Origin of the sequence: Streptomyces meridianus, assembly GCF_023703325.1 — a bacterium.
GTDB classification, from domain to species: Bacteria; Actinomycetota; Actinomycetes; order Streptomycetales; family Streptomycetaceae; genus Streptomyces; species Streptomyces meridianus.
Genome location: NZ_JAMQGM010000019.1, coordinates 40146 through 64736 on the forward strand (window position 1 = coordinate 40146; position 24591 = coordinate 64736).

Annotated in this window: 22 protein-coding genes and 1 riboswitch; of the genes, 11 read left to right on the forward strand and 11 right to left on the reverse strand. The window is 73.8% G+C overall.

The genetic code is table 11. The features are described from left to right. Window positions 1–3 precede the first annotated feature (3 nt). Window positions 4–759, forward strand: a complete 756-nt coding sequence (locus M1E25_RS09115) for an SDR family oxidoreductase (protein WP_251412418.1) — start codon at window positions 4–6, stop codon at window positions 757–759. On the opposite strand, the gene amaP is transcribed toward M1E25_RS09115, so the two are convergent. From amaP to M1E25_RS09140, 5 genes are read right to left on the reverse strand one after another with little or no spacing between them, the layout of a single operon-like run. Continuing rightward, window positions 705–1373, reverse strand: coding sequence for an alkaline shock response membrane anchor protein AmaP (gene amaP, locus M1E25_RS09120; RefSeq protein WP_251412419.1), 669 nt, complete (start codon window positions 1371–1373; stop codon window positions 705–707). The genes M1E25_RS09115 and amaP overlap by 55 nt on opposite strands. After that, window positions 1370–2065: a DUF6286 domain-containing protein gene (locus M1E25_RS09125; protein ID WP_251412421.1), complete on the reverse strand. Its 696-nt coding sequence runs from the start codon at window positions 2063–2065 to the stop codon at window positions 1370–1372. Before M1E25_RS09125 ends, amaP begins: the two co-directional genes overlap by 4 nt. Then, window positions 2062–2505 carry an Asp23/Gls24 family envelope stress response protein gene (locus M1E25_RS09130; protein WP_251412424.1) on the reverse strand — a complete coding sequence of 148 codons (444 nt, stop codon included), beginning with the start codon at window positions 2503–2505 and terminating at the stop codon, window positions 2062–2064. Before M1E25_RS09130 ends, M1E25_RS09125 begins: the two co-directional genes overlap by 4 nt. Before the next feature lie 3 nt (window positions 2506–2508). Continuing rightward, window positions 2509–2697 (reverse strand): hypothetical protein, encoded by a 189-nt coding sequence (locus tag M1E25_RS09135; protein ID WP_251412427.1) that lies wholly within the window; start codon window positions 2695–2697, stop codon window positions 2509–2511. A 46-nt stretch (window positions 2698–2743) separates the two neighbouring features. Further along, window positions 2744–3226, reverse strand: a complete 483-nt coding sequence (locus M1E25_RS09140; protein ID WP_251412428.1) for an Asp23/Gls24 family envelope stress response protein — start codon at window positions 3224–3226, stop codon at window positions 2744–2746. Between the two features lie 192 nt (window positions 3227–3418). Between M1E25_RS09140 and M1E25_RS09145 the strand changes: the two genes are divergently transcribed. After that, complete coding sequence (locus M1E25_RS09145; RefSeq protein ID WP_251412430.1) at window positions 3419–4276, forward strand: hypothetical protein; 858 nt, start codon at window positions 3419–3421, stop codon at window positions 4274–4276. 33 nt (window positions 4277–4309) lie between these two features. On the opposite strand, the gene M1E25_RS09150 is transcribed toward M1E25_RS09145, so the two are convergent. The 6 genes from M1E25_RS09150 to M1E25_RS09180 form a co-directional block, all read right to left on the reverse strand. Then, window positions 4310–5095, reverse strand: a complete 786-nt coding sequence (locus M1E25_RS09150; RefSeq protein WP_251412431.1) for an enoyl-CoA hydratase/isomerase family protein — start codon at window positions 5093–5095, stop codon at window positions 4310–4312. A gap of 120 nt (window positions 5096–5215) precedes the next feature. After that, window positions 5216–5437: a helix-turn-helix domain-containing protein gene (locus M1E25_RS09155; RefSeq protein WP_030544574.1), complete on the reverse strand. Its 222-nt coding sequence runs from the start codon at window positions 5435–5437 to the stop codon at window positions 5216–5218. A gap of 356 nt (window positions 5438–5793) precedes the next feature. Further along, entirely contained in the window at window positions 5794–7392 is a 1599-nt protein-coding gene (gene abc-f / locus M1E25_RS09160) for a ribosomal protection-like ABC-F family protein (RefSeq protein WP_251412433.1), read from the reverse strand. Window positions 7393–8009: 617 nt separating this feature from the next. After that, window positions 8010–9428, reverse strand: coding sequence for a hypothetical protein (locus tag M1E25_RS09170; protein ID WP_251412434.1), 1419 nt, complete (start codon window positions 9426–9428; stop codon window positions 8010–8012). Between the two features lie 85 nt (window positions 9429–9513). Then, on the reverse strand, window positions 9514–10641 hold the full coding sequence (locus M1E25_RS09175) for an alpha/beta hydrolase family protein (protein WP_251412435.1): 1128 nt from the start codon (window positions 10639–10641) through the stop codon (window positions 9514–9516). A 5-nt stretch (window positions 10642–10646) separates the two neighbouring features. After that, the gene (locus M1E25_RS09180) at window positions 10647–11372 is read right to left on the reverse strand and encodes a class II aldolase/adducin family protein (protein WP_251412436.1); all 726 of its coding nucleotides are present in this window, start codon (window positions 11370–11372) and stop codon (window positions 10647–10649) included. 205 nt (window positions 11373–11577) lie between these two features. Here M1E25_RS09180 and M1E25_RS09185 point away from each other — a divergent pair, with 205 nt between their 5' ends. From M1E25_RS09185 to cobI, 9 genes are all read left to right on the forward strand, one after another. After that, entirely contained in the window at window positions 11578–12804 is a 1227-nt protein-coding gene (locus M1E25_RS09185; protein ID WP_251412439.1) for an inorganic phosphate transporter, read from the forward strand. Window positions 12805–12831: 27 nt separating this feature from the next. Then, complete coding sequence (locus M1E25_RS09190; protein WP_251412442.1) at window positions 12832–13080, forward strand: hypothetical protein; 249 nt, start codon at window positions 12832–12834, stop codon at window positions 13078–13080. A 147-nt stretch (window positions 13081–13227) separates the two neighbouring features. Then, window positions 13228–13422: riboswitch (cobalamin riboswitch) on the forward strand. A 104-nt stretch (window positions 13423–13526) separates the two neighbouring features. Continuing rightward, window positions 13527–14477: a cobalamin biosynthesis protein gene (locus M1E25_RS09195; protein ID WP_251412445.1), complete on the forward strand. Its 951-nt coding sequence runs from the start codon at window positions 13527–13529 to the stop codon at window positions 14475–14477. Beyond that, window positions 14474–16015, forward strand: coding sequence for a cobyric acid synthase (locus tag M1E25_RS09200; protein ID WP_251412449.1), 1542 nt, complete (start codon window positions 14474–14476; stop codon window positions 16013–16015). Before M1E25_RS09195 ends, M1E25_RS09200 begins: the two co-directional genes overlap by 4 nt. A 58-nt stretch (window positions 16016–16073) precedes the next feature. Next, complete coding sequence (gene cobN, locus M1E25_RS09205; RefSeq protein WP_251412452.1) at window positions 16074–19745, forward strand: cobaltochelatase subunit CobN; 3672 nt, start codon at window positions 16074–16076, stop codon at window positions 19743–19745. Then, complete coding sequence (locus M1E25_RS09210) at window positions 19742–21853, forward strand: putative cobaltochelatase (protein WP_251412455.1); 2112 nt, start codon at window positions 19742–19744, stop codon at window positions 21851–21853. The genes cobN and M1E25_RS09210 overlap by 4 nt, the downstream gene beginning before the upstream one ends. Further along, window positions 21853–22449: a cob(I)yrinic acid a,c-diamide adenosyltransferase gene (gene cobO, locus M1E25_RS09215; RefSeq protein WP_251412457.1), complete on the forward strand. Its 597-nt coding sequence runs from the start codon at window positions 21853–21855 to the stop codon at window positions 22447–22449. Before M1E25_RS09210 ends, cobO begins: the two co-directional genes overlap by 1 nt. After that, window positions 22443–23843, forward strand: coding sequence for a cobyrinic acid a,c-diamide synthase CobB (locus tag M1E25_RS09220; protein WP_251412459.1), 1401 nt, complete (start codon window positions 22443–22445; stop codon window positions 23841–23843). The genes cobO and M1E25_RS09220 overlap by 7 nt, the downstream gene beginning before the upstream one ends. Before the next feature lie 8 nt (window positions 23844–23851). Further along, on the forward strand, window positions 23852–24583 hold the full coding sequence (gene cobI, locus M1E25_RS09225) for a precorrin-2 C(20)-methyltransferase (protein WP_251412461.1): 732 nt from the start codon (window positions 23852–23854) through the stop codon (window positions 24581–24583). Window positions 24584–24591: the final 8 nt, after the last annotated feature.

The following is a 24591-nucleotide window of genomic DNA, read 5'->3' on the forward strand; positions in this document are numbered from 1 at the left end:
GCCATGGATTTGGGACTTCAGGACCGTGTGTACATCGTCACGGGTGCCAGCCGGGGCCTCGGCCTGGCAGCCGCCCGTGAACTGGCCGCCGACGGCGCCAAGGTGGTGATCAGCGGCCGCGACGAGAAGACGGCGGCCGAGGCCGCCGCGTCCATCGGCTCGGGAGCGGTCGGCCTCGCTGCGGACAACGCCGACCCCGGCACCCCGCAGCGGCTCATCGACACCGCGCGCGAGCACTTCGGCCGCTTCGACGGGATTCTCATCAGCGTCGGCGGGCCGCCGCCGGGGCTGGGCACCGACAACACCGACGAGCAGTGGCAGACCGCCTTCGACTCCGTCTTCCTCGGCGCGGTGCGCCTGGCCCGGGCAGCGGCGGCCGAACTGGGCGAGGGCGGCGTGATCGGGTTCGTCCTCTCCGGTTCCGTCCACGAGCCGATCCAGGGACTGACGATCTCCAACGGCTTGCGCCCGGGCCTCGCGGGCTACGCGAAGACGCTGTCCGTCGACCTCGGCCCCCGCGGTATCCGGGTCATCGGCCTGCTTCCGGCGCGGGTCGACACCGACCGCGTGCGCGAACTGGACGCGCTCTCGGGGGACGCCGAGGCCTCGCGGGCCCGCAACAGCGCGAAGATCCCGCTCGGCCGTTACGGGCGGCCGGAGGAGTTCGGCAAGGCCGCGGCCTTCTTCCTCTCCCCCGCCGCGTCCTACCTCACCGGCGTGATGCTGCCGGTGGACGGCGGGTCCCGCAACAGTTTCTGACGGCCGCCGGGCGGGGCGTTCGCGGCCGGGCGCCGGGCGGCACGAAGACGGACCTCGGCGGGGAGCCGGTCCAGCCCGGACGACTTCCTGGCGTGGAGGAGCGCCTCACCGCTGACCCGGGCCAGGGAGCGGGCGGGCCGGGCGCGTGCCTCGAGCAGCATCGCGAGCCTCGCCCGGGGTTGCGTGCGCCGGCCGGTCAGACGCACCTGGGTGCGGGAGATGCCCTCGAGCGAGTCCGCTTCGGCCGCGATGGCGTTCTCCAACGCGCGCCCGCGCAGCACGGCGCCCGCGCCGTCCCCGCTCTCGACGAGGATCTCGGCGATCCGGTACCTGCGGAACTGCGCGAGCAGCCACCACAGGAACAGGGCGAGGAGGAGACCCAGCACCGCGAAGACCACGGGCCACCACCATCCGTCGTCGCGGAAGCGGGTCCGGCCCTCCTCGCCCAGCAGCACGTCGTCCGGCCCGCGGAAGGGCCACCAGCCCGGCAGCGAGAAGTCCCACCGCGCAGCGAGGTCGAGGCTTCCGACGAGCACGGAACCGCCCAGGACGAACAGGCCGAGCCCGGCCAGTCCCAGCAGTACCCGGTTGACCTTGCCGATCACGCGGTTCACCTCTTCCTCGGACGCCGGACGTGGACGGCCAGAGACGGCTGCCGGGCCAGGCCCAACTCCGTGATTCCCTCGGCCAGGACGGCGTCGAGATCGGTCCTCACCTCGTCGAGGTCGCGGAAGTGGGCGACCGCCCGCGCGGTGACCTTGCGCCGTCCGACGTCCACCCGCGCCGACTGCACGCCGGGCACGTCCACGGCCCGGTCCCGGAGGACCAGGGCGGCGGCCGCGCGGTCGAGAGCGGCACGGACATCGACCCCCGCCGGATCCCCGGCCGGCCGGCGCATGGCGAGCAGCGCACGCAGCCCCGGGGTGACGGCCAACACGAACAGCCAGATGCCCACGGCCATGGCCGCCGACGCGCCCCCGATGATCCACGGATCGTCGAGCGGACGGGTGGCCAGTTCGTCGGCCAGCCGGCGGCGCCACAGCATCGCGGGCCGCCCGGCCCGGACGGCAGCCACGTCGTACAGGAGCAGCCCGGTCCCGGCCACGCACACCAGGGCGACGATCCCGGCCGGCACCCGGCGCGAGGACCAGAATCGGCGGGCGGGGCGGCCGGAGCCGTCCTCCGCGGTGCGGTCCCCGCCGGGGGTGTAGGCCGCGGTGGACGCGGACTGGCTCATCCCCTGCGGCGTCTGCTTGTCCAGGGTGGGCAGCTTCCGGGTCGACCCCTCGGGTTCGCTTTCGCTCATCTCGCCCTCTCGCCGCCCGCGCGCTGGGAGTGCACCGAGTGCAGCCGCTCCACCGTCACGGCGACCTCGGGCACGTCCATGTCTGCCAACGCGCCTACCCGCTGAACGACATGACGACGCACGGCATGGCATTGCGAGCCGATGTCGGACGGGTAGGCGAGTTCGACCGACACCCGTACCCGCGCTTCCTGCCGGGGCTCGGGGCGGGCCCGGCCTGCGCCGTCCCCGCCGGAGGTGCGGGAGTCCTCGCGTCCCCGCCGGACGGTCACCGTGGCGTGCGGGGGCGCCGGATCCTCGGCCAGCCACGGCGGCTGAAGGGGTTTCAGGGCCTCCCGGGCCGCCTGGGAGGCGATCTTCGCAACGACGCGGTCGGCAATGCGCGTCGCGCCCCGGCCGCCCGGGGCCACCGCACCGGCAGGGGCGGCCTCGCTGCGGGCCACCGGTCACCCCCGCCGGCCGCGGTCGCGGGGCCGGAAGAAGTCCCCGGGCTCCCAGTCACCGTCCAGGAACCGCCCGGCAACGAAGCCGACCGCTCCCAGCGCCGCCACCAGCAGGAACGCGCCGAACCCGCCGAAGTATCCGGCGAACCCAAGCGCCATTCCGGCGATCAGACCGACCACGGCCATGCTCATCGTGCGCTCCCTCGATAGCGACTGCGCCGGCGGCCAGGGGCCCCGGCTACTGGATCCGTGGCTGTTCCTCTTCCTCGTCCGGCTCGTCGGGCAGCTTCACGTCGCTCACCGCGATGTTGACCTCGACGACCTCGAGTCCGGTCATGCGCTCCACTGCAGAGATCACATTCTCGCGCACGGCGCCCGCGACGTCCCGGATCGAGACGCCGTAGTCGACGACGATCTCCAGGTCGAGGGCCGTCTGCACTTCGCCGACCTCGGCCTTCACGCCGCGGGCGACGGAGCGCCCGCCGGGCACCCGGTCCCGCATGGCGCCGAAGGTGCGGGCCATCCCGCTGCCCATTGCGTGAACACCCATCACATCACGGGCCGCCAGGCCGGCGATCTTCTCCACCACGCCGTCGGCGATGGTGGTGCGGCCCCGCACTGCCGGGTCCCCGGTGCGCCGGGGCCCGAGGTGCTTCCTGCCCTCTCCGGCGAGTTCCGGACCGGAGGTCTCGGGCCGGCCTCGTTCTCCCGTATCGCTCATGCCCATCGTCCCTTCCGGAGGTGAGATGCGGCGTTCCGCTGTGATTTCTCACCCTAAGCACGTTCCCGCGGGAGCGCTCCGGTTATGCGGCAGGAGTGGGACCCGGGCGCGCCGTACGGGTGGCGTGGCGGCCCGGCGGTGCCGGGTGCGGCACGCTGGACGGACGCGCCGGCGCGGCAGAGAGGTGGATCCGTGGCGTCCGACGGATGGGCACAGGCGGTACGCGAGCAACTCGGCCCGGGAAGACTGCTCCCCCTGGGCGCGCCCGCGGACGGGGCCTGGATCACCGAACAGGCAGCGGTACGCGTGCTCGCCCATGCCGCCGTCCGGGTGCCCGGAGTGCGTCCGGGGGCGATGCGGCTCGGCCTGGCGAAGGCCGGTTCGCGCGAGGAGCCCGTCGTTCCGCCGCCCCTGGGTGCGCTGCCGCCGGGCCCATTGGTGATCACTGCCGAGTTCGGTGCCTCCACCGCCCGGCCGCTACCGGAATCCGCCGAACAGCTCCGCCGGACGCTGCTCGCCGCGGCCGGCGGCCGGCTGGGCCTGCGGGTGGCCGAGGTCGATCTGCACATCACCGAACTGCTGGACGAGCACGAGGAGTCGGGGCACGGACACACCCGCCCCGAGGAGGCCGCGCTGGCGTCGCACCCGCACCGGCACGCCCGGGGAGGCAACGGCCACGGAGCCCACGACGGTGAGGGCGCACCGGCCCCCCACGGGGCAGCCGGGCGCCCGGACCGGCCCGGTCCGGACATCACGGACCGGCTGGCCGTCGCGGCGGCGACCGTGCCGGGGGTCGAGCGTCTGGCGTCCGGCACATCGCGGGACGGGGAGACCGCCGTCGTCGAGGGCGTCCGGTTCGCGCGAGCCCTGACCGTGGACGATCGCCCGGGGGGACGGCATGTGGAGGTGCGGCTGGCACTGGCCCCCGGCCACCGCGCGCTGGATGTCACCCGTGCGGTACGGGCCGCCGTCGCGGTGGCGGCCCGCCGGGGCGCTCCCGGTCCGGTGACCGTCACCGCTCTCGTCACGTCGATGGGCGAGGACGACTGAGGGATGCGGCGCGGGCCCCCGCGCCACGCCGTGTCATTCGCCGAGGCCGGCCAGATCCCGCAACCGCCGTGCCTGGGCGGCACGTTCGGCCACCCGCTGCTCCTCGTAGGAACGGTCGAGGGCTCCGCGCAGCAGCGCCTTGGTCTCGACCACTGCGTCACGGGGTGCGGCCAGCAGCGCGGCGGCGAGGTCCTGCACGGCGGCGGCGAGGTCCGCGGCGGGGACGACCAGGTTGGCGAGGCCGATGCGCTCGGCCTCGTCGGCGTGGACGAAGCGTCCGGTGGCGCAGATCTCCAGAGCGCGGGCGTAGCCGACCAGGCCGACGAGCGGGTGGGTGCCGGTCAGGTCGGGCACCAGTCCCAGGCTGGTCTCGCGCATGGCGAACTGCGCGTCGTCGGCGCACACCCGCAGGTCGCAGGCGAGGGCGAGCTGGAATCCGGCGCCGACGGCATGCCCCTGAACGGCGGCCACGGTGATCAGGTCGTTCCGGCGCCACCAGGTGAACGCCTCCTGGTATTCGGCGATGACCGCGTCCAGGTCGGCATCGGTGCCGCGCGCCAGGTCGAGGAACGACGGCTCGCCGTCGAAGCCCTCGGGGGTGAACGCCTGCCGGTCGAGCCCCGCGGAGAACGACTTGCCCTCACCGCGCAGCACCGCCACGCGGACGCTGCCGGGAAGCAGCCGCCCGGCCTCGACCAGCGACCTCCACAAGGCGGGCGACTGAGCGTTGCGCTTGGCCGGGTTGGTCAGGGTCACGGTCGCGACGTGAGCGCTGTCGTCGAGGGTGAGCCTGACGCCGTCCTTGTCGAGCAGGGTCATGTGGTGCCTCCGGATCGGCCGCGTCACGAGTAAGTGACTGAACAGTAACCACCCGGGCGATCACACGATCGACCGGGTGGGCACTGCCACACCTGCCGGAGTTCCGGGCCGTGCTCCTCGTCAGGCCGAGGCGGCCTTCTTGCCCCGTGTGGCACCGCCGCGACCACGGAGGGTCACGCCGGACTCGCTCAGCATCCGGTGGACGAATCCGTAGGAGCGACCGGTCTCCTCGGCCAGCGCTCGGATGCTCGCACCGGAGTCGTACTTCTTCTTCAGGTCAGCCGCGAGCTTTTCGCGCGCGGAGCCGGTCACCCGGCTGCCCTTCTTCAGAGTCTCGGCCACCCGTGCCTCCTCATGGGAAGTGCGCTCTGTGACTCTCATGATCACCCCTCCGCGGCTTCCTGGCCACCCATTCGGCAAGTTCCGTGGGACAACCTTTCCGTCCCCGGCGGGGGACGACGGATGCGGACGGGCACGCTCCGTGTCCGCCGGTCGCCGTTACTGTGCGCAGTGGACACCGAAGAGCCAGGTCAGAGGCGGGGACCGGGGCCGACGGCCGGATTCGGCGGGTACCGAAGCAAGCGCTGCCCGCGGCGACAGGGGGCGCGCCGGAGTACGACACGGACTCACCCATATGAAGGATCAAGCGTCCGCCGAATGATCCATGACAGGGATCGCTCCGGGAGCCGCGCGCGTCGTCAGGCGAGGGCGACGAGGTCCGCGTAGCCCTGGCCCCACAGGTCCTCGACGCCGTCCGGCAGCAGGATGATGCGCTCGGGCTGGAGCGCGTCCACCGCGCCCTCGTCGTGTGTCACGAGGACGACAGCGCCCGCGTAGGTGCGCAGCGCGCCGAGGATCTCCTCGCGGCTGGCCGGGTCGAGGTTGTTGGTCGGCTCGTCCAGCAGCAGCACGTTCGCGGAGGAGACCACCAGGGTGGCGAGTGCCAGCCTGGTCTTCTCCCCGCCGGAGAGCACACCGGCCGGCTTGTCCACGTCGTCGCCCGAGAACAGGAAGGATCCGAGGGTCTTGCGGATCTCGACCAGATCGAGGTCGGGGGCGGCCGAGCGCATGTTCTCCAGGACGGTGCGGTCGGGGTCGAGCGTCTCGTGCTCCTGGGCGTAGTACCCGAGTTTCAGCCCGTGCCCGGGTGTCACGGCTCCGGAGTCGGGTTTCTCGACGCCCGCGAGCAGGCGCAGCAGGGTGGTCTTGCCGGCGCCGTTGAGGCCGAGGATCACGACCCGGGAACCCTTGTCGACGGCCAGGTCGACGTCGGTGAAGATCTCCAGGGAGCCGTACGACTTCGACAGGCCCTCCGCGGTGAGAGGCGTCTTGCCGCAGGGCGCGGGCTCGGGAAAGCGCAGCTTGGCGACCTTGTCGGACCGGCGCACCTCGTCCAGGCCGGCGAGCAGTTTCTCGGCGCGCCGGGCCATGTTCTGGGCGGCGACGGTCTTGGTCGCCTTGGCACGCATCTTGTCGGCCTGGCTGTTGAGCGTGGCGGCCTTCTTCTCGGCATTGGCCCGCTCACGCTTGCGGCGCTTCTCGTCGGCCTCGCGCTGGGCCTGGTAGAGCTTCCAGCCCATGTTGTAGATGTCGATCTGGGCCCGGTTGGCGTCCAGGTAGAAGACCTTGTTGACGACCGTCTCGACGAGTTCGACGTCGTGGGAGATGACCACGAATCCGCCGCGATAGGTCTTGAGGAAGTCGCGCAGCCAGACGATGGAGTCGGCGTCGAGGTGGTTGGTCGGCTCGTCCAGCAGGAGGGTGTCGGAGTCGGAGAACAGGATCCTGGCGAGTTCGACCCGGCGCCGCTGGCCGCCGGAGAGGGTGTGCAGCGGCTGGGCGAGCACCCGGTCGGGCAGGCCGAGGCTGGCGGCGATGGTCGCAGCCTCCGCCTCGGCCGCGTAACCGCCCTTGGTCAGGAACTCGGTCTCGAGCCGCTCGTACTTCTTCATGGCCCGCTCGCGCGTGGCGCCCTGGCCGGTGGACATCCGGTGCTCGTTCTCGCGCATCTTCCGCAGCACGGTGTCGAGTTCACGTGCGCCGAGGATGCGGTCGCGGGCGAGGGTGTCGAGGTCGCCGGTGCGCGGGTCCTGCGGGAGGTAACCGACCTCTCCGGACCGGGTGATGGTGCCGGCGGCGGGGACACCCTCCCCGGCGAGGCACTTGGTGAGGGTGGTCTTGCCGGCCCCGTTGCGACCGACCAGGCCGATCCGGTCACCCTTGGCGATGCGGAACGAGGCGGATTCGATGAGGACGCGGGCGCCGGCGCGCAGCTCGAGGCCGGTGGCGGTGATCACGGAAGGACTCTCCAGGGCATAGCGGGATGGACGTCGGGCGTTTCGAGCGGCCGACGCCGTCTAATGCACGAGGAGGATTGCCATGCGGGTCAGTCTAACGGCGGGTCGCGGCGGTCCGGGCCCGGCGTGGCGCGGGTCACGGCGGCGCTGTGTCGCCGGCCTCCGGCGCGGGTCGCACCCGGCCGGGAGATGGTGAGGTGGATCACCCTGCGGGCCCGGTGTCCGAGGGGAGCGGGACGTGATGGTCAGCAGAACGAGGCAGGCCCGGCCGTCCGCCCCACGCTGTTGTACGCGCACGCGAAGGCCGCCGTCCGCCCGACGGATACCTCCGGTTTCACCGGGGTCGACGTCCATGCCGACCGCGACGTGGTGGTGCACGCCGAACTCGCCCACGGCACCGGCGTGGTCATGCTCGGGACGAGGGGGCCGGACAGGTGCTTGCGCGCAGGCCGTGCGAGGTGACGGCCCGTCCGGGGTGTACGTCGTGGTGGACGAGCCCGGCGCCGGTCACCACAGGGCGGTGGAGCACGCGATGTCGTGGCAGGCGACGCCGAGGGGAACGTGTGGAGCTTCGGGACGCACATGCCCGGGACGCCCCGCTGAGCGATGGCCGGCCGTCACCGGCCGTCCGTACCCGTCTCGGCGTCTCCGGTGTGCACCTGGAAGGCCGCCCGGCGCACGGCCTTGGCGAGCGCCGGGTCCGGGTGGGCAGCCGCGAGGGCGACGAGCACCTGGACCGTGCGGGGGTGCGCGACCTTCCGCACCTCCTTCAGCAGGAGGGGCACCGTGCCCTGCACCGCGGCATCCAGATGGCGGACCAGCAGCGACGCCTCGCCGTGGTCGGCGATCGCCGCCGCGGTGTCCACCCAGAGCCAGGTGGCCTCCTCGCGGGAGAGCACGTCCGGGTCCTCGGGATCCCCGCCGTCCTGCTCCGCGAGCCACAGCAGGGCGTAGGGGCGCAGCCCGGGTTCCTCCGCCGCGGCCCGGACCGCGGATTCGGCGGGGGCCCCGACCACGCGGAGCGCCTCGAAGGCGAGCCCCCGCAGCAGCGCGTCGTCGCCGCGGGCGGCGCCGAGGAGTTCGGTGACGGCCGCGGCCGACGGCCGGGCGGCGAGCCAGGCCCGGTACTCGGCCCGCGCCGGGCCCGGGGTCAGGCGCGCGCACCCGCGGAGCATGTCCTCCGCGGACCGCTCGATGTTCCCCGCCGGGCTCTGGGCAGCGACGCAGATCTGCTCGAGCTTGACCCACACCGCCCAGTTGCCGAGGGCCGTCAGCGTCGCCTGCTCGTCGTGGAGGGTCAGGGCCCCGGCGCCGGCCAGCCCCTCGAGGGCCCAGTCGAGCAGGTCGGACGGCGGCGGGCCGGACGCGGGCGCCGGGGACTCGCCGTTCGGGGCTCCGGCCGAGCCGTAGGGGACCTCGCAGCGCTCGGTACGCAGCTCGGCGACCCGCTGGGCGAGCAGGTCCATCAGCGCCGGTACCGTCACGGGGCCGGCCGACAGCTGGAGCAGGGAGAGCAGTTGGGGCACTGCCTCGACCACTTCGGCCACCGCGGTCGGGGCGAACGCCGTCGGGGCGGGCAGCGCCAGCGACCAGGCGTCGAACAGGGCCACCCAGCCGCGGAGTGCCGCGTTGTCGTCCCGGTCCCAGGCGCGAAGGCGCCATCCGGGGCGCGCCGTGTCGCCGTGCAGTTCGACGAGACCGGCGAGGCGGGCGCGGTCCCAGTCGGCGCGGACCTGCGCCGGGGGCAGGCCGAGCTGGGCGGCGGCCCGGCGGACGGCGTCGTCGGTGAGGGCTCCCGCGGGCCCGGTCACCAGCGGCGAGCTCCCGCCGCGTTCGCTCTGCACCCAGCGGGCGATGCGGACGGCCCCGGCCAGCGAAACCCGTGCCTGCCGGGCCAGTTCGGACCGCGCCGGTGTGCCGGCCGGCGGCCGGGGAGCCGGACGGGCCCGACGGGCCGTCACCACCCGTCGGGCGGCGGCGATCGGTCGTCGGGGCACGAGGCGGAGCCGGGAGTCGCGCGGAGTACGGGACGTCACGCCAGCAGTGTCCCGGGTGGGCGCCGGAAAGCCCAATCCGGGGGTGGGTAAGGGGGTGCCCGGTGGGCTCCGCAGGGCGGACGGTTCACAGCAGGGGGGTGAGGAAACGTCTGAGGATTTCCTCGTAGCGGGCCGGTCCGGCGTTCCACATCGCCGCGTGAGGTGCGCCGTCGACCTCGTGCAGGACCACCCGGCCCTCACGGCGGGCCGCGAGCGTGCGGCTCGCGGCCCACGGGGCGACGGCATCGTCCGCGCCGTGGAAGACCAGGGTGGGCACGTTCAGCAGCCGCGGATCACAGGCTTCCGCGAGATGGTCGGTGTGCAGACCGGTGCGTCCCTGGACCGCCCGGAGGGCCAGCGGGACCAGCACGGCGGGGATACCGGCCGCTGCGGCGAGGGCGCGCACGGTGGCCCGCCAGTCGAGGACCGGCGAATCCAGGACGAGTCCGCAGACGAGGTGACGCAGCGGCGAGTGAACCACGGCGTGCAGCGCCATGGTGGCGCCGGTGGACCAGCCGTGCAGGACGAGGCGCTGGGCGCCGTAACGCACGGCGTAGCGCATCGCCGCGTCCAGGTCGCGCCACTCCGTCTCGCCCAGGTGGCTCAGGCCGTCCTGGGTGCGGGGCGCTCCGAGGTCACCGCGGTGACTCACGTCGAGCTGGGGCAGTTGGAGGTCGTCGTAGAACGGCATGAGGACCATGGGGTGTTCGCGGGTGGTTCCCCAGCCGTGCGCCGTGATCACCCAGGTGTCGCGGGTTCCCGGGACGAACCAGGCGGGCAGGCGGCCCAGCTCCCCGGGGATGTCGACGTCGGCGTGGTCGAGCCCGTGCACCGATCCGGGATCGCCGATGTGGACCTGGGGGGTCAGCCACATCCGCGCCCCGGTCTCGAGGGTGCCCTGGGTGACCCGTTCGAGCCGGCGCACGACGGTGTCGGCGGAGTGCTCGGCGGTGTCCACGGGCGAGCCGACGACGGCGTGGCAGTCGCGGCCGGTCAGTCCGTAGCGGCCGGGTCGCAGGGACGCGAGGCTGCGGGTGAGCGTGACCCGGCCGGGTGCGGTGGAGTGCACCGTGAGGGGTGCGTCGCCCGGGAACGGACGGGCCCGGGATGACTTCAGGGCCGCGTCACAGGCGTACCGTCCGGCCGCCACTGCGACCGACCCGGCACCGAACACAGTGGCGGCGGCCGCAGCGGCCGCTGTTCGCTGGCGCATCCCCCTCAGTGTGGTGGGGTGGCGGTGGAGGGGCCAGCGGATGCGGGCGGGAGGGTGACCGGCGGGGTTCCGGGACCGGGGCTGCGCTGCCCGTAGCCGCTCAGCTTCGCGCCTGCCTCGCGCAGCTGGCCGTCGGACAGCAGGGTGGGCGCGAGCCCGGGCACGGACGAGGCGGCGAGCCACACCCGGCACATCCACTCGAGCTGGGCGGTCCGGTCGTAGGCCTGGGCGAGGGTGGCGCCGTGGGCGAGGGTGCCGTGGTTCCTCAGCAGGCACGCGCTGCGCCCCTCCAGGGCGCGCAGCATGTTCGCGGCCAGCTCGTCGCTGCCGTAGAGGGCGTAGCGGGCGACGCGGACGGGCCCGCCGAGGGCGGCCGTCATGTAGTGGACGGGCGGCAGCTCGTCGACGAGCGTGGACACGGCGGTGGCGTGGACGGCGTGGGTGTGGACGACCGCGCGGGCTCCGGTGCTGCGGTGGACCGCGAGGTGCATGGGCAGTTCGCTCGTGGGGTCGAGCCGGCCGATCGTCTGCCGGCCGTCGAGGTCGACCCCGACCATGTCCTGCGGGCCGAGCCGGTCGTAGGGGACGCCGGTCGGGGTGACCAGCACCGTGTCGCCGACGCGTACGGAGACGTTGCCGGACGTGCCGACCACCAGCCCCTCGGCCGTCGTTCGCCGCGCCGTCACCACCAGCTCCTGCCAGGCTGCGGTCCGTGACTGGCTCTCCGTCATCCGGCTCACCTCCGAACCTGATGCTGACACGCGCCGATCACCTCAGGAAACCTGACCATTAATAGATAATATGTCCTGATTATTCGGAGGACTGCACGGACCCCCCGGGATGCAGCACCGCAAAGCCCGCTCCAGTTCACCTTCCGTTCACCCTGCGTCCCTACGTTCACCGTGCCACTGACCAACTCAACGATTGCCTGGGTGAATGGAACACGTCACGCTTCTCATCGGGATCGTGATCATCACGGCCTTGGTGTTCGACTTCACGAACGGTTTCCACGACACGGCCAACGCCATGGCCACCACCATCTCGACCGGCGCACTGAAGCCCAAGACGGCGGTGGCGATGTCGGCCGTCCTCAACCTCGTCGGTGCCTTCATCTCCGTCGAGGTCGCCGCGACCATCTCCAAGGGCATCGTCGACGAGTCCGGCATCCAGCCGGAAGTGATCTTCGCAGGACTGGTGGGTGCCATTCTCTGGAACCTGCTGACCTGGCTCGCCGGTCTTCCCTCGAGCTCCTCGCACGCCCTGATGGGCGGTCTGATCGGCGCGGCCGTCGCCTCGGCCGGCATCGGCGCCGTCCACGTCGACGAGGTGATCGTCAAGATCCTGCTGCCGGCTGTCGCCGCACCGGTCGTCGCAGGCATCGCCACCGTACTCGCGACCCGGCTGACCTACCGTGCCGCGCGCAACGCCGAGCCGGACGCCACCGCCAAGGGCTACCGCGCCGGCCAGATCGCCTCGGCCGGCCTGGTCTCCCTCGCGCACGGCACCAACGACGCCCAGAAGACCATGGGTGTGATGACCCTCGCCCTGATCACCGGTGGCGTGCTGGCCCCCGACGCCGACCCGCCGCTGTGGGTCATCGCCTCGGCCGGCATCGCCATCGCGCTCGGCACGTACCTGGGCGGCTGGCGGATCATCCGCACCATGGGCAAGGGCCTGACCGACATCCAGCCCCCGCAGGGCTTCGCCGCGCAGACCGGCGCCGCGGTCACCATCCTGGCCTCGTCGCAGCTGGGCTTCGCCCTGTCCACCACCCAGGTGTGCTCCGGCGCCGTCATGGGCGCAGGCCTCGGCCGCAAGGGCGGCGTGGTCCGCTGGTCCACCGCGACCCGGATGTTCGCGGCCTGGGGTCTGACCCTGCCGGCGGCCGGCGCGGTCGGCGCGGCCGCCGCAGTCCTCGCCGGCCAGGGCAGCTGGGGCGTCCCGGCCGTCGCCACCATCGCGATCGTCTCCTGCGCGGCCATCTGGGTGGCCTCGCGCCGCAAGCCGGTGGACCACACCAACGTCAACGACCTCGGGGACGAGCCCGCGGGCGTCGTCACCGACGCCGTCCAGAGCGTTTCCCCGCCCCCGGCCCGCAACGGGCAGGAGCCGGCGGACGACGACTCCGCCACCCGGCCCACCTCCGCACGCGCCTCCCTCTGATCCTCCTGACCTAAGGACAGCATTCTCATGAACATCGACTGGGCAGCCATCGGCCAGACCTTCGGCGTGTGCCTCCTGGCGACGGTGGGACTCGTGGGCCTGTTCACCGTCGGCATCGTCGGCACGTCCCGTCGCACCGCCGTCCAGGGGAACGGCACCGCCACCGTCACGACGGCCGGCTCCACGGCCGCCGCGGCCCGCTTCGCCGGCTACGCCGCCTTCGCGGTGTGCACCGCGGCCGTCGGGTACGGCCTGTACCTGATCACCGCCGGCTGAACCTCCGTCCCCCGGACGGGTGATGAGCCCCCGGGGGAACTCCGCAGCCCTGGGCCGCCGGGCGGGAACGCTCCCCAGCGTTTCCCGCCCGGCGGCTCGTTGTGTGCCCCCACACACTTTCCGCCGCAGGTCAAGGGCAGGTTGACGGGCGATCGCGGCCGTGGTGGACTGCCGAAGCCAAACGGCGGCAAGGGAGGAAGCCGGTGCGAATCCGGCGCGGTCCCGCCACTGTCACCGGGGAGCGCTCCCCAACCAGGAGTCACGGCCCGCACCACGCGGGCTGGAAGGCCTGGGGATGCGCGGATCCGGGAGCCAGGAGACTCTCACCGCCGGTCGAGTCGAACCAGGGCGCGGACCCTGAGTGAGGACGAGTCCCATGCCCGGCTGCCGCCGAACACCCCCGCTGCATCCGACACTTCACCGAGGCTGCACGGCGCGCTGATCCGATGCGTGCCGAGCACAAGTCCCACGTGTACGGCACCGCCCTCGGGTTCGTCTGCGATCTTCTCGTGGGCGATCCGCGGCGCGGACATCCCGTGGCCGCCTTCGGACGGGCCGCGGCCGCCGTCGAGCGCCGGCTGTGGCGCGACCACCGCGGCCGGGGCGCCCTGTTCACCTTCGTCTGTGCCGGCGGGGTGCTCGCCGCGGCGGCCGGCCTCTCCCACCCGCTGCGCCGTGCCCCCGCAGCGGCGACCGCGCTGACCGCCGCCACCACCTGGGCCGTCCTGGGCGGAACGTCGCTGGGCCGTGAGGCGCGGGCCGTCGGCGACGCTCTGGCGGCGGACGACCTCGAAGCCGCCCGGCGCGGTCTGCCGCATCTGTGCGGGCGCGACCCGTACGCCCTCGACGTGCAGCAGATCGCCCGCGCCGTGGTGGAGTCCGTCGCCGAGAACACCTCCGACGCGGTCGTCGGCGCTCTGGTCTGGGGAACCCTGGCCGGCGTGCCCGGCATGGCGTTCTTCCGCGCGGTCAACACGCTCGACGCGATGGTCGGTCACCGCTCGCCCCGCCACCGGCACTTCGGCTGGGCATCGGCCCGGCTGGACGACGTGGCGGGGTGGCCCGGCTCCCGGCTGACCACCGCTCTCACCGTCCTGTGCGGGCCCGACCCGCGCGGCGCGCTGCGCGCGGTGCGCGCCGACGCACACCGGCATCCGAGCCCCAACGCCGGCCCGGTGGAAGCCGCGTTCGCCGGGGCGCTCGGGGTACGCCTGGGCGGCACGCTCGCCTACACGGGCCGGGTGGAGAACCGCCCGGTACTCGGCCGGGACAACCGACCGGTCGGAATCCGGGACATCGAACGCGCGGTGCGGCTCTCGCGGCGGGTGAGCGGCCTTGCACTGGCCGTCTGTGCCATTGCGCGGCTCGGCACGCGCAGGAACAGGGGGAACGCATGAGTGGCGGACTGCTGGTCGCAGGCACCACGTCGGACGCCGGAAAGAGCGTCGTCACCGCGGGGATCTGCCGGTGGCTGGTGCGGCAGGGGGTGAAAGTCGCCCCGTTCAAGGCCCAGAACATGTCGCTCAACTCGTTCGTGACCCACGAGGGCGCCGAGATCGGCCGCGCCCAGGCCATGCAGGCGCAGGCCGCCCGGGTCGAGCCGTCGGCGCTGATGAACCCGGTCCTGCTGAAGCCCGGGAGCGACCGGAGCAGCCAGGTCGTGGTCCTCGGAAGGCCGGTGGGCGAGTTCAGCGCCCGCGGATACTTCGGGGACGGGCGCGGGCCCCGCACCGGAGGACCGGGCGGGGGCCGCGAGGAGCTGCTCCGCACGGTCGTGCAGTGCCTGGACGAGCTGCGCGACACCTACGACGCCGTCATCTGCGAGGGGGCGGGCAGTCCGGCGGAGATCAACCTGCGGCGCACCGACATCGTCAACATGGGCCTGGCCGGGGCGGCGCGGCTGCCGGTCGTGGTCGTCGGCGACATCGACCGCGGCGGCGTGTTCGCGTCCTTCTTCGGCACCACCGCCCTGCTCTCCCGCGAGGACCAGGCGCTCGTGGCCGGCTACCTGGTCAACAAGTTCCGCGGCGACGTCTCACTGCTGGAGCCGGGGCTGGAGACGCTGCGGGGACTGACCGGCCGTCGGACCTACGGCGTGCTGCCGTACCGCAACGGCCTCGGCATCGACGAGGAGGACGGGCTGCGGGTGTCGCTGCGCGGCGCCGTCCGGGAGTCGGCGGTCGCCCCGCCGCACGGCGAGGACCTCCTGCGGGTCGCGGTGGCCGCGGTTCCGCTGATGTCGAACTTCACCGACGTGGACGCGCTGGCGGCCGAACCGGGCGTCGTCGTCCGCTTCGTGGACCGGCCCGAGGAACTGACGGACGCCGACCTGGTGATCCTGCCCGGGACGCGTGGCACCGTACGGGCCCTGGCCTGGCTGCGCGAACGCGGGATCGCCGACGCGGTGGTGCGCCGCGCGGCCGAAGGACGTCCGGTGCTCGGCATCTGCGGCGGCTTCCAGATGCTCGGCGAGCGCATCGAGGACGACGTCGAGTCGCGGGCCGGGACCGTGCCCGGCCTCGGACTGCTCCCGGTGCGGGTGCGGTTCGCGACCGGAAAGACGCTCGCCCGGCCGGCCGGCCGGGCCCTCGGCGAACACGTCGACGGCTACGAGATCCACCACGGGGTGGCCGACGTCGCGGGCGGTGACGAGCCGTTCCTCGACGGCTGCCGGACGGGCTCCGTGTGGGGCACCCACTGGCACGGCTCCCTGGAGAGCGACGGGTTCCGGCGCGCCTTCCTGAGCCGGATCGCACAGGTCGCGGGACGCCGCTTCATACCCGCCCCCGGCACCGACTTCGCGGCTCTGCGCGAGCGGCAACTGGACGCCCTGGGCGATCTGGTCGAGGAACACGCGGACACCGCTGCCCTGCTCCGGCTGATCGAGGACGGCGTGCCGGCCGGGCTTCCCTTCCTTCCGCCGGGCGCCCCGTGAACGCCCCCGTGCCGGGCCCGGGAAAACCTGCCCCCGAGACCACACCGAGAGAGGCACCGTGAGCGACCTGCTGTTGCTGTCCACCGCCGATACGGACCTGCTGGCGGCCCGTGCTTCCGGCGCGCCGTACCGGATCGCGAATCCGGCCCGGGTCGCCGTCGAGGACGAACTGCCGCGTCTGCTGGACGGCGCCGGGGTCGCGGTCGTCCGGCTGCTCGGCGGCAGACGCGCCTGGGAGGACGGCCTCGAGGTGCTGCGCGAGTCCGGGGTCCCGGCCGTGCTGCTGGGCGGCGAGGCCGTGCCCGACGCCGAGCTGATGGCCGAGTCGAGCGTGCCCTCGGGTGTGGTCTCGGAGTCGCTGCGCTATCTGGTCGAGGGCGGGCCGGAGAACCTGGCGCAGCTCGCCGGGTTCCTCTCCGACACCGTGCTGATGAGCGGCGAGGGCTTCGAACCACCGCGCCCGATGCCGGCGTTCGGGGTGCACGGGCAGCGTGCGCACGACCCCGGACGTCCGACCGTGGGCGTGCTGTTCTACCGGGCGCACCATCTCTCCGGGAACACCGCGTTCGTCGACGTGCTGTGCGACGCCGTCGAGGCGAAGGGCTCCAACGCGCTGCCGGTGTTCTGCGGTTCGCTGCGCGACGCCGAGCCGGAGCTCTACGACCTGCTGGGACGCGCGGACGCCCTGGTCACCACCGTGCTGGCGGCGGGCGGCACCCGGGCGAGCGACGCGTCGGCGGGCGGCGACGACGAGGCCTGGGACGTGGGCGCGCTGGCCGCGCTGGACGTGCCGGTGCTGCAGGGCCTGTGCCTGACGACGTCCCGCGCGGCCTGGGAGGAGTCGGATGCGGCGCTGTCGCCGCTGGACGCCGCGATGCAGGTGGCGATCCCGGAGTTCGACGGGCGCCTGGTCACGGTGCCGTTCTCGTTCAAGGAGACCGGCGAGGACGACGTCCCGGTGTACGTCGCGGACCCGGAGCGGGCCGCCCGGGTGGCGGGCATCGCCGTCCGCCATGCCGCCCTGCGCCACCGGGCGAACGCGGACAAGAAGCTGGCACTCGTCTTCACCGCCTACCCGACGAAGCACTCGCGGGTCGGCAACGCGGTGGGGCTGGACACCCCGGCCTCGGCGGTGCGGGTCCTCGACGCGCTGCGGCACGCCGGGTACACCGTCGAGGGCCATCCGGCGGAGGGCGACGAGCTGATCCACCGGCTCATCGCGGCCGGCGGCCACGACGTGGAATGGCTGACCGAGGAGCAGTTGGCCGCGGCGCCCGCCCGGGTCCCGCTGAAGGACTACCGGGAGTGGTTCGCCCGGCTCGACCCGGCACTGCGCGAGCCGATGCTGGAGCACTGGGGTGAGCCGCCGGGCTCGCTGTACGTGGACGGCGACGACATCGTGCTGGCCTCGCTGCGGTTCGGCAACGTGGTCGTCATGATCCAGCCGCCGCGCGGCTTCGGCGAGAACCCGATCGCGATCTACCACGACCCGGACATGCCGCCCTCGCACCACTACCTGGCCGCGTACCGGTGGCTGGAGACCGCGGAGCCGGACGGGGGCTTCGGCGCCGACGCGATCGTCCACATGGGCAAGCACGGCACCCTGGAGTGGCTGCCGGGCAAGGGGCTCGGCCTGTCGGCGTCCTGCGGCCCGGACGCGGTGCTCGGCGACCTGCCGCTGGTGTACCCGTTCATCGTCAACGACCCCGGTGAGGGCACCCAGGCCAAGCGGCGCGGCCACGCCACGGTGGTGGACCACCTGGTGCCGCCGATGGCGCGCGCCGACACCTACGGCGACCTGGCCAAGCTGGAGCAACTTCTCGACGAGTACGCCCTGGTGAGCGATCTGGACCCGGCGAAGGCCCCGGCGGTCCGGGCGCAGATCTGGACGCTGGTCAAGGCTGCCGAGCTGCACCACGACCTGCACGTCGACGAGCAGCCGGACGACGACGACTTCGACGAGTTCGTCATGCACATCGACGGCTACCTGTGCGAGATCAAGGACGTCCAGATCCGCGACGGGCTGCACGTCCTCGGCGGCGGGCCGGCCGGTGAGGCCCGGGTCAACCTGGTGCTGGCCGTGCTGCGCGCCTCGCAGGTGTGGGGCGGGCAGGCCGCGGCGCTGCCCGGTCTGCGGGCTGCCCTCGCCGGGCTGTTCGGGCTGGACGAGAAGGTTCTGCTGGCCGGGCCGGGGGCCCGGGCGGACGTCCCCGCGTCGCTGACCGCGCTCGTCGACGGACCCGCCCGGACCGCCGCGGACGCGATCGACCTGCTGGAGCAGCTGTGCCGCCGGCTTGCGGAGGGCATGGAGGCCCGCGGCTGGCAGCCCGGGGCCGTCCCGGGCCTCGTGCACGAGGTGCTCGACGGGCTCGAACCGCCCGCCGCCGTCGACGTGCTGCGGTTCGCGTGCGACGAGGTCGTGCCGCGGCTGGCCCGGACCACGGACGAGATCGGCAACGTGCTGCACGCGCTGGACGGCGGGTACGTCCCGGCCGGGCCGTCCGGCTCGCCGACCCGCGGGTTGGTCAACGTCCTGCCGACCGGGCGGAACTTCTACTCGGTGGACCCCAAGGCCATCCCGTCCCGGCTGTCCTGGGAGGTCGGGCAGTCCCTCGCGGACTCGCTGATCGCCCGCTACGTGGCGGACACCGGCGGCTTTCCGAAGTCCGTCGGGCTGACCGTCTGGGGCACCTCCGCGATGCGCACGCAGGGCGACGACATCGCGGAGATCCTGGCGCTGCTCGGCTGCCGCCCGGTGTGGGACGACGCGTCGCGCCGGGTCACCGGTTTCGAGGTGCTGCCGCCCGAGGAGCTGGGCCGGCCGCGGGTGGACGTCACCGTCCGCATCTCCGGCTTCTTCCGGGACGCCTTCCCGCACGTCGTCGGGCTGATCGACGACGCGGTGCGGGCGGTGGCCGAGCTGGACGAGCCGGCGGACGCCAACTACGTGCGGGCGCACGCCGACCAGGACACCGCCGAGCACGGCGACCGGCGGCGGGCCACCGCCCGGGTCTTCGGTTCGAAGCCGGGCGCGTACGGCGCGGGGCTGCTGCCGCTGATCGACGCCCGCAACTGGCGCTCCGACGCCGACCTCGCCGAGGTGTACGCGGTGTGGGGCGGCTACGCCTACGGCCGCGGGCTCGAAGGGCGAGCGGCGCGCGGGGACATGGAGGCCGCCTTCCGCCGGATCCAGGTGGCGGCGAAGAACGTGGACACCCGCGAGCACGATCTCGTCGACGCCGACGACTACTTCCAGTACCACGGCGGCATGGTGGCGATGGTCCGCCACCTGACGGGCGGCTCGCCCGAGGCCTACGTGGGCGACAGCGCGGCGCCCGACCAGGTGCGGACGCGGACGCTGGGTGAGGAGACGCACCGGGTCTTCCGTGCCCGGGTGGTCAACCCCCGGTGGATGGCGGCGATGCGGCGGCACGGCTACAAGGGCGCCTTCGAGATGGCCGCGACCGTCGACTACCTCTTCGGCTACGACGCGACGGCCGGGGTGGTGGACGACTGGATGTACGAGAAGTTGTCCGCCGAGTACGTCTTCGACCCGGAGAACCGGCAGTTCATGGAGAAGTCCAACCCGTGGGCGCTGCGCGGCATCACCGAACGGCTGCTGGAGGCCGCCGACCGCGGCCTGTGGGCCGAGCCGGACGAGCGGACCCTGGAACAGCTGCGCGCCACCTATCTGCAGATCGAGGGCGAACTGGAAGGAGACGACGCATGAGCGACCACGTCCCGAACTACCCGTTCACCGCGATCGTCGGCATGGACGATCTGCGGCTCGGGCTGCTGCTCAACGCGGTCTCGCCCGCGGTGGGCGGGGTGCTCGTGCGCGGCGAGAAGGGCACTGCCAAGTCCACGGCGGTGCGGGCGCTTTCGGCGCTGATGCCGCCGGTCGCGGTGGTGCCGGGCTGCCGGTTCTCCTGCGATCCGCTCTCCCCCGACCCGGGCTGCCCGGACGGGCCGCACAGCGCGGCCGAAGGGCCGGGCGCGCAGCGTCCGGCACGGATGGTGGAGCTGCCGGTCGGCGCCTCCGAGGACCGCCTCGTCGGGGCCCTCGACATCGAGCGGGCCCTGTCGGAGGGCAGGAAGGCGTTCGAGCCGGGCCTGCTGGCGGATGCGCACCGGGGCCTGCTGTACGTGGACGAGGCCAACCTGCTCCACGACCACCTGGTCGATCTGCTGCTGGACGCGGCGGCGATGGGCGCCACGTACGTCGAGCGCGAGGGCGTGTCCGTGCGGCACGCCTCCCGGTTCCTGCTGGTCGGCACGATGAACCCGGAGGAGGGCGAACTGCGTCCGCAACTGCTGGACCGGTTCGGCCTCACCGTGGAGGTCGCCGCCTCGCGCGAGCCGGACGAGCGGGTGGAGGTCGTCCGGCGTCGGCTGGCGTACGACGAGGACCCGGCCGGTTTCGCGGCCCGCTGGGAGGGGCGGGAGCAGGCACTGCGCGAGCGGATCGCCGCGGCCCGCGACCTGCTGCCCTCGGTACGGCTCGGGGACGGTGCACTGCGTCAGATCGCCGCCGTGTGCGCGGCGTTCGAGGTGGACGGCATGCGCGCGGACATCGTGACGGCGCGCACGGCCACCGCACTGGCCGCCTGGGCAGGACGGACGGAGGTCCTCGCCGAGGACGTGCGGCAGGCGGCGCTGCTGGCCCTCCCCCACCGGCGGCGGCGCAACCCGTTCGACGCTCCGGGACTGGACGAGGACAAGCTCGACGAGTCGCTCGAGAGCTGCGGCGGCCAGGGATCCGGCGCGGACGACGCGGTCCAGGGGGACGACGACCCCGATCCCGACGGCCCCGGCGGCGGCCACCCGCCGGCCGACGACGACGGCGGCGGCACGGGGCCGGAGACCGGCCCGGCCGAGCCGTCCGTGCCGGATCCCCGTACCGACACCGCCCACGCCGAGAGCGCGGACGCCGGTCGCGAGCGGGCCTCGACGGGCAGCGGCGAGAACGGTGCGGCGGGCGAGCAGCAGGCCGTCGGCGCCGCCGAGCCGTTCCGCACGAAGGCGCTCAGCGTGCCGGGGATCGGGGCCGGCGCGGCGGGACGGCGTTCCCGCGCCCGCACCGATCACGGGCGCACCACCGGAGCCCGGCGCCCCCAGGGGTCGCTGACCAAGCTCCACCTGGCCGCAACGGTGCACGCCGCCGCACCGCACCAGCAGGCGCGGGGCCGTTGCGGGCCCGGGCTGCTGGTACGGCGGGACGATCTGCGGCAGGCCGTGCGGGAGGGACGCGAGGGCAACCTCGTGCTGTTCGTGGTGGACGCCTCCGGGTCGATGGCGGCCCGGCAGCGGATGGGCGCGGTCAAGGGCGCGGTGCTGTCCCTGCTGCTGGATGCCTACCAGCGGCGCGACAAGGTCGGGCTGATCACCTTCCGCGGTACCGGCGCCGAGCTGGTGCTGCCGCCGACGTCGTCGGTCGAGACGGCGGCGGCCCGGCTGGAGAAACTGCCCACGGGCGGCCGGACGCCGCTGGCGGCCGGGCTGTTGAAGGCCCGCGAGGTACTGCGCGTCGAACGGTTGCGGGATGCCGCGCGCCGCCCGCTGCTGGTGGTGGTGACCGACGGCCGGGCGACCGGCGGGGGCTCCGAGCCGATGGCCCTGGCGTCGCGGTCGGCGCGGCTGCTGGCGGCCGGGGGCACGGCGTCCGTGGTGGTGGACTGCGAGTCCGGTCCGGTGCGGCTGGGCCTGGCCGGCGTGCTGGCCCGCGATCTGGGGGGCACGGCCGTCACCCTCGACGAACTGCGTGCGGACGGCGTCGCCTCGCTGGTCCGCGAAGTACAGGGCTCCCCGGGGGCCGACGGACGACGGAGGGCAGCGTAATGCCGCAGGGACAGCCGAGTGTGGTGCCGGACGACGGGCTGACGACCCGGCAGCGACGCAACCGGCCGCTGGTCGTGGTGCACACGGGTGCCGGGAAGGGCAAGTCCACCGCAGCCTTCGGGCTCGCCCTGCGGGCCTGGAACCAGGGCTGGCCGATCGGGGTGTTCCAGTTCGTCAAGTCCGCGAAGTGGAAGGTCGGCGAGGAGCGCGCGCTGCGGGTTCTCGGCGCCTCGGGCGAGGGCGGGACCGTCGCCTGGCACAAGATGGGCGAGGGCTGGTCGTGGGTGCAGCGCGACATCGCCACCAGTGAGGAGGCCGCCCGCGAGGGCTGGGAGCAGGTCAAGCGCGATCTCGCGGCGGAGACCCACCGGCTGTACGTCCTGGACGAGTTCGCGTACCCGATGCACTGGGGCTGGGTGGACACCGGCGAGGTGGTGTCGGTGCTGCGCGAGCGACCCGGCACGCAGCACGTGGTGATCACCGGCCGCAACGCGCCGCAGGCGCTGGTGGACGCGGCCGACCTCGTCACCGACATGTCGAAGGTCAAGCATCCGATGGACGCCGGGCAGAAGGGCCAGAAGGGCATCGAGTGGTGACCGGCTCGATCCCGAGACTCGTGATCGCCGCACCGGCCTCCGGCAGCGGCAAGACGACCGTGGCGACCGGCCTGATGGCCGCCTTCGCCGAGCGCGGCCTCGCCGTCTCCCCGCACAAGGTGGGACCGGACTACATCGACCCGGGCTACCACGCGCTGGCCACGGGCAGGCCGGGCCGCAACCTGGACGCCCGGCTGTGCGGCCCGGAGCTGATGGCTCCGCTGTTCCTGCACGGCGCTGCCGGGTCCCGACTGGCCGTCGTCGAGGGCGTGATGGGCCTCTACGACGGCGCCGCCGGACAGGGCGAACTGGCATCGACCGCGCAGGTCGCGAAGCTGCTGCGGGCCCCGGTGGTGCTGGTGGTGGACGCCTCCTCGCAGGCCCGGTCGGTGGCCGCGCTCGTGCACGGGTTCGCCTCCTGGGATCCGCAGGTGCGCATCGGCGGGGTGGTCCTCAACCAGGTCGCCTCGGACCGGCACGAGGCGATGCTCCGTGAGGCGCTGGACGAGTCCGGGGTCCCGGTGCTCGGCGTGCTGCGCCGCGACGAGCGGATCGGCACGCCCTCGCGGCATCTGGGTCTGGTACCGGTGGCCGAACGGCGGGCGGAGGCCGTGGAGTCGGTGGCGTCCCTGGCCGCGCGGGTGCGGGAGGGCTGCGACCTGGACGCACTGCTCGCCCTGGCCCGTACCGCCCCGGCACTCGACGCCCGGGCGTGGGACCCGGCAGCGGAGGGTTCCGCAGGGCCCGGCCGTCCGGTGGTCGCCGTCGCCGCGGGCCCGGCGTTCACCTTCGCGTACGCCGAGCACACGGAGCTGCTGTCGGCGGCCGGGGCGCGGGTCGTCCCGTTCGATCCGCTGCGCGACGAGGGGCTGCCGGAGCGGACCGCCGGGCTGGTCATCGGCGGCGGTTTCCCCGAGGTGTACGGCCCGGAGCTGTCCGCGAACGCCACCCTGCGCACGGCCGTCGCCCGGCTGGCGGCCTCGGGGGCGCCGGTGGCGGCGGAGTGCGCGGGACTGCTGTATCTGGCCCGGTCGTTGGACGGGCTGCCCATGTGCGGGGTGCTGGATGCCGAGGCCCGGATGTCGCAGCGGCTCACCCTGGGTTACCGCGACGTCGTCGCGCTCGGCGACAGCGCACTCTTCCCGGCCGGGACCCGGGTCGCCGGCCACGAGTTCCACCGCACGCTGCTGGAACCGGCCGCCGGACCGGCACCGGCCTGGGGCGTCACCGGGCCGCAACGGCGGGTGGAGGGCTTCGTGCAGGACGGCGTGCACGCCTCCTACGTGCATGTGCACTGGGCCGGTGTCCCCGGCACGGCCCGCAGATTCGTCGGACGGTGCACAGAGCTCTCCGAGAACACCGAGAACACCGAGCACGCCGAGAACGGGGAGTGAGGTACGGCATGAACGGGCTGTTGACCGGGGTCGGGGTCGGCCCCGGCGATCCGGAACTGGTCACCGTCAAGGGCGTGAACGCGCTGCGGGAGGCCGCCGTCGTGGTGGTCCCGGTGATGGAGGACGGCGGAACGGGACGGGCCGAGGCCACGGTGCTGCACTACGTGGACCCGGCGAAGGTGGTCCGCGTCGTCTTCGCGCTGAACGAGCGCGGCGACCGGGCCCGGCGCGAGCGCGCGTGGGACGCGGCGGGCCACCGGGTCGCCGGACTGCTGCGCGAGCACGGCTCGGTGGCGTTCGCGACCATCGGCGACCCCAACGTGTACTCCACGTTCACGTACCTCGCGCAGACCGTGGCGGAACTCGTGCCGGGCACCGGCGTGCGGACCGTCCCGGGGATCACGGCGATGCAGGACCTGGCCGCGCGCAGCGGCGCGGTGCTCACCGAGGGCACCGAGCCGCTGACCCTGGTACCGGTGACCGCGGGGTCCGCGGTGCTGAGGGAGGCACTGGAGGGTCCGGGAACCGTCGTCGCCTACAAGTTCGGGCGGCTGGCCGACGAGGTGGCCGGCGCACTGCGCGACACCGGCCGCACCGAGGGCGCGGTGTGGGGGTCGGCGCTCGGCCTGCCCGGGGAGTCGATCCGCCGGGCGGCCGAACCGGCGGGCGGGCCGCTGCCGTACCTGTCCACGCTCATCGCCCCCGCCCGGCGCGAGGACGGACGCGGAGGCAAGCTGTGACCGCTTCC